Annotated in this window: 10 protein-coding genes; 8 read left to right on the top strand and 2 right to left on the bottom strand. The window is 74.1% G+C overall.

Annotation, left to right across the window (positions count from 1 at the left end):
* Positions 1-92: 92 nt before the first annotated feature.
* Entirely contained in the window at positions 93-1358 is a 1266-nt protein-coding gene (locus FHS88_RS03350) for an MgtC/SapB family protein (protein WP_184481246.1), read from the bottom strand.
* Between the two features lie 79 nt (positions 1359-1437).
* On the opposite strand from FHS88_RS03350, the gene FHS88_RS03345 reads away from it, so the two are divergent.
* The 8 genes from FHS88_RS03345 (at position 1438) to FHS88_RS03310 (ending at position 8282) form a co-directional block, all read left to right on the top strand.
* Positions 1438-2262 carry a HesA/MoeB/ThiF family protein gene (locus FHS88_RS03345; RefSeq protein WP_184481244.1) on the top strand — a complete coding sequence of 275 codons (825 nt, stop codon included), beginning with the start codon at positions 1438-1440 and terminating at the stop codon, positions 2260-2262.
* Positions 2259-2963 (top strand): 3-oxoacyl-ACP reductase FabG, encoded by a 705-nt coding sequence (gene fabG / locus FHS88_RS03340; protein ID WP_184481242.1) that lies wholly within the window; start codon positions 2259-2261, stop codon positions 2961-2963. Before FHS88_RS03345 ends, fabG begins: the two co-directional genes overlap by 4 nt.
* Before the next feature lie 70 nt (positions 2964-3033).
* On the top strand, positions 3034-3759 hold the full coding sequence (locus FHS88_RS03335; protein ID WP_184481240.1) for a cyclic nucleotide-binding domain-containing protein: 726 nt from the start codon (positions 3034-3036) through the stop codon (positions 3757-3759).
* A 31-nt stretch (positions 3760-3790) separates the two neighbouring features.
* Complete coding sequence (locus FHS88_RS03330; RefSeq protein WP_184481238.1) at positions 3791-4339, top strand: carboxymuconolactone decarboxylase family protein; 549 nt, start codon at positions 3791-3793, stop codon at positions 4337-4339.
* Between the two features lie 42 nt (positions 4340-4381).
* Positions 4382-4798 carry a DUF4149 domain-containing protein gene (locus FHS88_RS03325; RefSeq protein ID WP_184481236.1) on the top strand — a complete coding sequence of 139 codons (417 nt, stop codon included), beginning with the start codon at positions 4382-4384 and terminating at the stop codon, positions 4796-4798.
* Between the two features lie 94 nt (positions 4799-4892).
* Positions 4893-6122: an MFS transporter gene (locus tag FHS88_RS03320; protein WP_211842723.1), complete on the top strand. Its 1230-nt coding sequence runs from the start codon at positions 4893-4895 to the stop codon at positions 6120-6122.
* Between the two features lie 67 nt (positions 6123-6189).
* Positions 6190-7281 (top strand): TRAP transporter substrate-binding protein, encoded by a 1092-nt coding sequence (locus tag FHS88_RS03315; protein WP_184481234.1) that lies wholly within the window; start codon positions 6190-6192, stop codon positions 7279-7281.
* Between the two features lie 197 nt (positions 7282-7478).
* Positions 7479-8282 (top strand): undecaprenyl-diphosphate phosphatase, encoded by an 804-nt coding sequence (locus FHS88_RS03310; RefSeq protein WP_184481232.1) that lies wholly within the window; start codon positions 7479-7481, stop codon positions 8280-8282.
* 12 nt (positions 8283-8294) lie between these two features.
* Here the strand turns inward: FHS88_RS03310 and FHS88_RS03305 are convergent, their stop codons facing one another.
* The gene (locus FHS88_RS03305) at positions 8295-8579 is read right to left on the bottom strand and encodes a hypothetical protein (protein WP_184481230.1); all 285 of its coding nucleotides are present in this window, start codon (positions 8577-8579) and stop codon (positions 8295-8297) included.
* Positions 8580-8749 lie beyond the last annotated feature (170 nt).

Genomic DNA, 8749 nt, shown 5'->3' with positions numbered 1-8749 from the left:
GGATCAACGCCAATCTCCATGCCAGAGATCAGCTTGGAATCACGTCCGGCCCCGGCTGGGAATCCCCCCAAGCGCCAGTTTGTCCACGCGGCCTAGCGCTCCGCCGCCGCGATGCCCGCCAGCGCGGCGAGCAGCGCCAGCGCCGAGCCGAGCCCCACCGGCCAGGCATGGCCCCGGCTGCCCAGCACCGCCGCATAGGCGGCCTTGGCGACGATGTTGCTCGCCACCGCGACCGCCACCGCGCGCGCCGCGAGCCGCGGGCTGATCACCTCCGGCGCCAGCAGCGGCACCGAGAGGGTGATGGCGTCCACATCCGTCAGCCCCGTCACCGCCGCGATCGCCACCACCGCCGCGCCGCCCAGCCGCTCGGCCCCGAGCCGCGCCAGCGTGCCGACCAGCGCGAGCAGCCCCGCCATGCGCAGCACGGTGCCGATCTCGAAGGGATTGGCGGGCGCCTTCGCCGCCTCCGCCGCGGTCGCCCGGCGGCCCGCGAGCACCAGTGCCGTCAGCGCCATGGCGAGCGCCGCGGCGAGCAGCGCCGGCGCCACCGCCCGCCCGGTGGCCGGGGCGACGACGAGCGCGAGCACCGTCGTGCGCAGGCAGGAGACGGCGCCCGAGACCAGCGTGCCCGCCGCCAGCGCGCGCGCCGGCCCGCCGCGCCGCGACGCCGCCGCATTGGCCAGCGTGACGGCGGTGGAGGCCACCAGTCCGCCCGCGGCGCCGGCCAGCAGCAGCCCCGCCCGCTCCCCGCCCAGCTTCACCGCGAGGTAGCCGAGGAAGGAGACGCCGGCGAGCAGGATGGCGAGCATCCAGACCTGGTGCGGGTTGACGCCGGCGAGCCACGGGATCGGCTCGTCCGGCACCAGCGGCAGCGCGACCAGCGTCATGGACAGCAGCAGGATGGCCGAGCGCAGCTCCGCCCAGGTGATGCGCGCCATCAGCCCGTGCAGCGATTCGCGCGCCGCCAGCACCGCGGTCATCGCCACCGCCGCCGCGCCGGCCGCCGCCATCTGCCCCTGCACGGCGAGCGCGCCCAGCGCGAAGGTCGCCACCGCCGCGACCACCGAGGTGGCGCTGAAGCGGTTCTCGGCATCGGCCTCGCGCAGGGCGAAGGGCAGCAGCACCGTCACCATGGCGAGCATCCCGGCGGCGAGCAGCACCGCCCCGCCGACCGGCCCCGCCGCCAGCGCGAGCGCGCCCAGCACGCCCCCCGCTAGGCCCACCAGCGCGAAGGTCCGCACGCCGGCGGTGCGCCGGCCCGGCGCGTCCTCGCGCTCCCGCCAGTGGCGCTCGGCGCCCACCAGCAGGCCGATCGCCAGCGCCACCGCCAGCCGGCGGATCAGGTCGTCCCCGTCCATCGGCGGCATTTCGCGCCGGTTGCGGCGGGGCCGCAAGGCGTGGCTTGCCTCCCGCCGCGCCCGGCCCCCATATCGGCCCATGGATCTCGACTTCACCGAGGCGGAGCTGCACCGCTACTCGCGCCACATCCTGCTCAAGGAGGTCGGCGCCACCGGCCAGGCGAAGCTGCGCGCGGCGCGCGTGCTCGTCATCGGCGCGGGCGGGCTCGGCTCGCCGCTCGCGCTCTACCTCGCCGCCGCGGGTGTCGGCACCATTGGCCTCGTGGACGACGACGCGCTGGACCTGTCGAACCTGCAGCGGCAGGTCGCGCACAGCACCGACCGCATCGGCCGCAACAAGGCCGAGAGCGCGGCCGAGACGCTGCGCGCGCTGAACCCCGAGGTCCGCATCGAGGTCCATGCCCGCCGCCTCGACGCCGAGGCCGCCGAGGCGCTGATCCCGCGCTACGACATCGTCTGCGACGGCACGGACAATTTCGCCACGCGCTTCCTGCTCGGCGACGCCTGCCACCTGCTCGCCCGCCCGCTGGTCAGCGCCGCCGTGCTGCGCTTCGAGGGGCAGCTCTCGGTCTTCGCCGGCCATGAGGGCGCGCACCCCTGCCACCGCTGCCTGCACCCCGAACCGCCGCCGCCCGGCCTCGTGCCCACCTGCTCCGAGGCCGGCGTGCTGGGGGCGGTGACGGGCGTGATGGGCACGCTGCAGGCGACCGAGGTGCTGAAACTCATCCTCGGCATCGGGGAGAGCCTGAAGGGCCGCCTGCTGCTGTGGGATGCGCTCGATGCGCGCTTCCGCACCGTGCGCCTGAAGCGCGACCCGGCCTGCGCGCTGTGCGGGCCGGGCGCGACCATCCGCGATCTTTCCGCCCATCGCGGCCTCGCCGGGCCGGTCTGCACCGCGGCATGAGGCGCGCGCTCGTCACCGGCGGCGCCAGCCCGATCGGCGCGGCCATCTGCCGCGCGCTGGCGCGCGAGGGCTGCGCCGTGATCGTGCATGCCCACGCCAATGCCGCCGCCGCCGCCACGCTCGCCGCCGAGATCGGCGGCACCGCGACCACCTTCGATATCGCCGATGCCGAGGCCACCGCGCGCGCCTGCGAGGCGCTGCTCGAACCGGGGCCCATCCAGGTGCTGGTGCACAATGCCGGCACGCACGAGGACGTGCCGATGGCGGCGATGAGCGAGGCGCAATGGCGCCGCGTCCTCGCCGTCTCGCTCGACGGCTTCTTCCACGTCGCGCGGCCGCTGCTGCTGCCGATGATGGGCACGCGCAACGGGCGCATCCTCGCCATGTCCTCCGTCTCGGCGCTGATGGGCAACCGCGGCCAGGCCAACTACGCCGCGGCCAAGGCCGGGCTGATCGGCGCGGTGCGCGCGCTCAGCCTCGAATGCGCGCCGCGCGGCGTGACGGTCAATGCGGTGGCGCCGGGGCTGATCGAGAGCCCGGCCATCGCCGCCGCCGTCCCGCCCGAGCGCGTGCGGGAGATCGTGCCCGCGCGCCGCCTCGGCCGGCCCGAGGAGGTGGCGGAGCTGGTCGCCTTCCTGTGTTCCGACCGCGCCGCCTACATCACGGGCCAGACCGTCTCGATCAACGGCGGCATGGCGTGAAACCGGCCTGCGGGGCCGCGTTGATCTGAATCAACGCCCCCGGCGGGGCGCTTCGCCAGCATTGCTCGATGTGGACGAGACGGCGATGCAGGCGACACGCGGCTCTGGCGGTGTGAAGGTCACCGGCCCGCTGCTGGCCGCCGCGAGCGCGGAGGCGCGCGTGCGGCTGCTGATGAACGCCCACGCCCTCGCCGTGCCGCGCGGCAGGCTCATCATCGCCCAGGATGCGGAAGCGGACCGCCTCTTCATCCTGCTGCAGGGCTCGGTCGGGCTCGGCTTCGCCGACGAGGACGGCGCCGCGACGATGGTCGAGATCCTCGCCCCCGGGGAGGCCTTCCCGCTCTCCGCCGCGCTGCTGCGCCTGCCGCACCCGGTCAGCGCGACGGCGCTCGCGCCCTGCCGGCTGGTCGCCATCCCCGCCGAGGACCTGCGCGAGGCCGCGGCCGCCGATCCCGCCCTTATGCACACGGCGATCGAGCAGATGACGCGCCAGTGGCGGCTGCTGGCGGACCAGGTGGTGGACCTCAAGACGCGGGACGCGACGCAGCGCGCCGCCCGCTTCCTGCTGCGCCGCCTGTCCGCGCCGCGCGGCGCGGTCGAGATCCCCGAGCCCCGCGGCGCCATCGCCGCGCGCCTCGGCATGACGCCCGAAAGCCTCTCGCGCGCCCTGCACGGGCTGGAGGCCGCCGGGCTGCTGCGGCTGCATGCGCGGCGCGTGGACGTGCCCGACCGCGCGGCCCTGCTGCGCGCCGCCCAGCCGCGCGCCGGGGCTTCGCAGGGCGCGCGGCGCGTGTAGCCTGCCCCCGGAACCCCGGGGGAGAGACGCCATGGCCCGCGTGCCCGACATGACGGCGGACAGGCTGAAGGACGCCGACCGCGACCTGCTCGGACGCGACATCGCGCTGCACCGCGCACTCGCCAACAGCCCGAACGCCGCGCGCGCCTTCTCCGGCCTCGGGCAGTTCATCCGGCACAAATCGGTGCTCGACCCCCGCCTGCGCGAGCTCGCCATCCTGCAGGTCGGCTGGCTGGCGCGCTCGCCCTATGAATGGTCGCACCATGTGAAGATCGGCATGGAATTCGGCGTGAGCGAGGCGGACATCCGCGCCCTGATCGCCGAGAGCGAGGGGCGCGCGAACGGCCTGGAGCCGCTGGCGAAACTCGTGCTGCGCGCCGCGCGCGAATGCCATGACGGGCCGGGCGTGAGCGAGGCCACCTTCGAGGCGCTGCGCGCGCATCTCGACGAGGAGCGGCTGGTGGACCTGGTGCTGACCATCGCCTTCTACTGCGCGGTGGTGCGCGTGCTCGCCTCGCTCGACATCCGGGTGGAGCCGGAATACCAGCCCTATCTCGACCGCTTCCCCCTGCCCGCGTGAGGCGCGGCTTGCACGGCGGGCGCGCGGGGCCACCTCGCGCGCATGGTCGTCCTCTCCGCCGTCGCCCTGATCTGCACCGCCATGCTGTTCGGCGGCATGGCCTTCTTCGCCGCCTGCGTCGCGCCGGTCGCCTTCTCGCGGCTGCCGCCGGAATGGGCCGGGCGCTTCGTGCGCGGCCTGTTCCCGGTCTACTATCTCTGGCTGATGGGCACGGCGGCCGCGGCCTCCTTCGCGCTCCTGCCGCTGCGCCCGGCCGATGCGCTGGCCCTCGCCGCGGTGGCGGGGGCCGCCGTCTGGCTGCGCCAGTCCCTGATGCCGCGCATCAACGCGCTGTCGGACGCCGCGCAGGCCGGCGATGCCGGGGCGAAGGCGGGGTTCGAGCGCGCCCACAGGCTCTCGGTGCGGGTGAACATGGGGCAGATGCTGATCGCCCTCGTCGTGCTGGCGCGCTTCGCGTGAAGGGGGTGGCCGCGCGCCCCGCGCATGGCCCCGCGCGCGGCGCGCATGCGGATCGAACTCGACGCGCGGGTGCTTCGCGGGCGACCCTTCGGCCATGAATGCCGCCCTCCGTGCCGGGCTCCCGATGCTGATCGGGGTTTCGGTGATGCTCTCCCTGGCCATGGGCGTGCGCCAGAGCCTCGGCCTGTTCATGGCGCCCGCGACGCAGGAGATCGGCATCGCGGTGGCAGAGTTCACCTTCGCCATCGCGGTGCAGAATCTCGGCTGGGGCTTCCTCACGCCGTTCACCGGCGCGGCGGCGGCGCGCTGGGGCTTCCGGCCGGTGCTGGTGGCCGGCGTGCTGGCCTATGTGCTGGGCCTCGCGGTGATGGCGCTGGCGCAGGGCGCGTTTGCGCTGCTGGTCGGCGCGGGGCTGCTGATCGGCTTCGCGCTGGCCTGCACGGGCAGCGGCATGGCGCTCGCGGTCGCCGCGCGGCCGGTGCCGCCGGCGCTGCGCTCGACCGCGCTCGGCATCGTCTCGGCGGCGGGGTCGGTGGGGGCGCTGATCGCCGCGCCGATCGGCCAGGTGCTGGCCGAGGGCTGGGGCTGGCGCGCGGGCGTCTGGGGCTTCCTGCTGCTCGCGCTCGCCATGCTGCCCGCGGCCTGGGTCGCGGGGCGGGTGGACCGGATGCCGGCGCCCCCGCTCGCGCAGGGGGAATCCCCGCGCATGGGCGCCGCACTGGGCCGCGCCATGACGCATGTCCCGTTCCTGGTGATGGCGGCGGCCTATTTCGTCTGCGGGCTGCAGCTCGTGTTCCTCACCACCCACCTGCCCTCCTACCTCGCGCTGTGCGGGCAGGACCCGATGCTCTCGGCCAAGGCGCTCGGGCTGATCGGCGGGTTCAACGTGCTCGGCTCGCTGTTCTTCGGCTGGGCGGGCGGGCGCTGGAACAAGGGGGTGCTGCTGGGCGGCATCTACCTCACCCGCTCCCTGGTGCTCGGCCTCTATTTCGCCTGGCCGCCGACCGAGGCCTCGACCCTCGTCTTCGCCGCCATCATGGGCTTCCTCTGGCTCGGCGTCGCGCCGCTGGTCGCGGGCATGGTCGCGGAGATGTTCGGCCTGCGCTACCTGGCGATGATCCAGGGCGTCGCCTTCATGTCGCACCAGCTCGGCTCCTTCCTCGGCGCCTTCGGCGGCGGGGTGCTGTTCGACCTCAACGGGGACTACGTGCTGGCCTGGCAGCTCGGGGTGGGGATGGGTCTCTTCGCCGGGGCGGTGCAGGTGGCCTATGCGGTGCGGACCACGGGCCCGCCGGCGCCCGACCCGCGCCCCGCCGCGGCATGACGCTTTTCCCGCGCGCCGCGATCCCGTATGTCCGGCGTCACCGCATTCGTCCTGGGAGGGACCCCGCATGAACCGTCGCGCCCTGATGGGGGCCGCGGCCGCCGCCGCCCCCGCCGCCCTCGCCGCGCCTGCGCTGGCGCAGACCCAGAACCCGGAGGTGCGCTGGCGCCTCACCTCCTCCTTCCCGCGCAGCCTCGACGTGCTGTTCGGCACGGCGGAGGGGATCACGCGGCGCGTCGCCCAGCTCACCGACGGGCGCTTCCGCATCACCGCCTTCCCGGGCGGGGAGATCGCACCGCCGCTCGCCGCGCTCGACGCCGTGCAGTCCGGCTCGGTCGAATGCGCGCATACCGCCTCCTACTACTATGTCGGCAAGGAGCCGGGCTTCGCCTTCTTCACCGCCATGCCCTTCGGCCTCAACAACCGCCAGTACACGGCCTGGTGGCGTCATGGCGGCGGCAAGGACCTCGGCGCCGAGCTGTTCCGCGAGTACAACTGCGTCGGCTTCACCGCGGGCGACACCGGCGCGCAGATGGGCGGCTGGTTCCGCAGCGAGGTGCGCGACCTCGCCGCGCTCAACGGCCTCAAGTTCCGCATCGCCGGCTTCGCGGGGCAGGTGTTCCAGCGCCTCGGCGCCGCGCCGACGCAGGTCGCCGCGGCCGACATCTACCCCTCGCTCGAGCGCGGCACGCTCGATGCCGTCGAGTTCGTCGGCCCGCATGACGACGAGAAGCTCGGCTTCGTGCGCGTGGCGCGCTTCTACTACGCGCCGGGCTTCTGGGAGCCGGGCGCGCGCCTGCACCTGCTGATCAACCAGCGCGCCTTCGATGCGCTGCCCGATGCCTACAAGCACGCCCTCGAGGTCGCCTGCAACGAGGCCGATTCCGAGATGCTCGCGCGCTACGACCACCTCAACCCGCAGGCGCTGCGGCGGCTGGTGGCCGCCGGCGCGCAGCTGCGCTTCTGGCCGCGCGACATCATGCAGGCTGCCTGGCGCGCCGCGCACGAGGTCTATGAGGAGACGAGCGGCCGGAACGCGCGCTTCAAGAAGATCTGGGACGCCTATCGCCCCTACCGGGACGAGCAGTACCAGTGGTTCCGCGTGGCCGAGAACTCCTTCGACAACTTCGCCTTCCCCGCCGCCGCCGCGGCGCGCTGAGCGCGGCGGCCCGGCAACCCTCCGGCCGCGCCGCGCGCGCGGCCGGATGCTGCACCGGGCCGGCACGGCGGCATCCATCTTCCGGGCCTCTCCGTCCCGCCGCGCCGGGTTGCACCTGTCGCGAATGTCATCGGCGCTGCCCGATTCGCGCCATGAGGCGCGGGGCATAAGCGCCCTCCCCCTCTCTGGATCAGGCCATGGATCTCGGTTCGCTGTTCTCCGCCCTGCTCATGGGCATCGTCGAGGGAATCACCGAGTTCCTGCCGATCTCCTCGACCGGCCACCTGATCCTCCTCGGCGAGCTGATCGGCTTCGAGGGACCGCCGGGCAAGACCTTCGAGATCTCGATCCAGCTCGGCGCCATCCTCGCGGTGGTGGTGATCTACCGCCGCCTGCTGCTCGATCTCGCCCTCAACATGTGGCGGCCGGGGCTGCAACGCTACTACGTGCTGAACCTCTTCCTCGCCTTCCTGCCGGCCGCCGTGATCGGCGCGACGCTGCACGGCACCATCACGGGGCTGCTGTTCAACCCCTGGGTGGTCTGCGCCGCGCTGATCCTGGGCGGCGCCGCCATCATCGCCATCGAGCGCGCGCGGCCCGAGCCCTCCATCCGCTCGGTGCCCGAGATCGGGCCGCTCGCCGCGCTGCTGATCGGCTGCGGCCAGGCGCTGGCGATGATCCCCGGCACCTCGCGCTCGGGTGCGACCATCATCACCGCGCTGCTGGTGGGCGTGGAGCGGCGGGCGGCGGCCGAGTTCTCCTTCGTGCTGGCCATCCCGACCATGTTCGCCGCGACCGCCTATTCGCTCTTCAAGGCGCGCAACGACCTCGACTTTTCCGCGGTCGGGCAGATTGGCGTCGGCTTCGTCACCGCCTTCGTCGTCGCCTATTTCACGGTGCGCTGGCTGCTCGGCGTGATCGGGCGCATCGGCTTCACGCCCTTCGGCTGGTACCGGATCGGGCTCGGGCTCGTGATGCTGGTGGTGCTGGCGCTCGGCTGAGCGCCGCCCCCCTCACGCCGCGCGCAGCACGCCGGCCGCGCCGTCCTGATGCGTGACGCGCAGTTCGGTCACGCCGACGACCTGCGCGAGATTGCCGGCGACGAGATGCACCATCCCCGCCGGCATGGCGTCGAGCGCGATCTCGACGCGCATCGCCTCCCCCTCGCGCCGCGCGGCGAGGCGGTCGGGCACCAGGTCGCGCTTGGCGAAGGGTTGCAGCAGCCGCGGCAGCAGGCCGGGCGAGGGTTCGGCGGAGACGGCGAAGCACGTGGCGACGCAGCGTTCGGTTTCGGACATGGACGGGTTCTCGGCAGGCCAGGAAAGGGCGGAGGCGTTCGCGGCCGGAGGCCCGCCCGCCCGTGGCGGGGCCTCAGACGGCCGTGCCGGTAATTCGGCCCGCGAAGGCCCTGCGCTGCGTCATGGCAAAACCTATAGATCGGACGGATGCCTTGCGCCAGCGGTCCCGT

This window comes from Neoroseomonas alkaliterrae (assembly GCF_014199195.1).
GTDB classification, from domain to species: domain Bacteria; phylum Pseudomonadota; class Alphaproteobacteria; order Acetobacterales; family Acetobacteraceae; genus Neoroseomonas; species Neoroseomonas alkaliterrae.
The sequence above is the reverse complement of the archived record's forward strand: the minus strand, read 5'-3'. Positions and strand labels throughout refer to the sequence as shown.

Coding starts and splice junctions, on each gene's coding strand:
- FHS88_RS03350 (WP_184481246.1), bottom strand. CDS start 1,358: ATGGACGGGGACGACCTGATCCGCCGGCTGGCGGTGGCGCTGGCGATC.
- FHS88_RS03345 (WP_184481244.1), top strand. CDS start 1,438: ATGGATCTCGACTTCACCGAGGCGGAGCTGCACCGCTACTCGCGCCAC.
- fabG (WP_184481242.1), top strand. CDS start 2,259: ATGAGGCGCGCGCTCGTCACCGGCGGCGCCAGCCCGATCGGCGCGGCC.
- FHS88_RS03330 (WP_184481238.1), top strand. CDS start 3,791: ATGGCCCGCGTGCCCGACATGACGGCGGACAGGCTGAAGGACGCCGAC.
- FHS88_RS03325 (WP_184481236.1), top strand. CDS start 4,382: ATGGTCGTCCTCTCCGCCGTCGCCCTGATCTGCACCGCCATGCTGTTC.
- FHS88_RS03320 (WP_211842723.1), top strand. CDS start 4,893: ATGAATGCCGCCCTCCGTGCCGGGCTCCCGATGCTGATCGGGGTTTCG.
- FHS88_RS03315 (WP_184481234.1), top strand. CDS start 6,190: ATGAACCGTCGCGCCCTGATGGGGGCCGCGGCCGCCGCCGCCCCCGCC.
- FHS88_RS03310 (WP_184481232.1), top strand. CDS start 7,479: ATGGATCTCGGTTCGCTGTTCTCCGCCCTGCTCATGGGCATCGTCGAG.
- FHS88_RS03305 (WP_184481230.1), bottom strand. CDS start 8,579: ATGTCCGAAACCGAACGCTGCGTCGCCACGTGCTTCGCCGTCTCCGCC.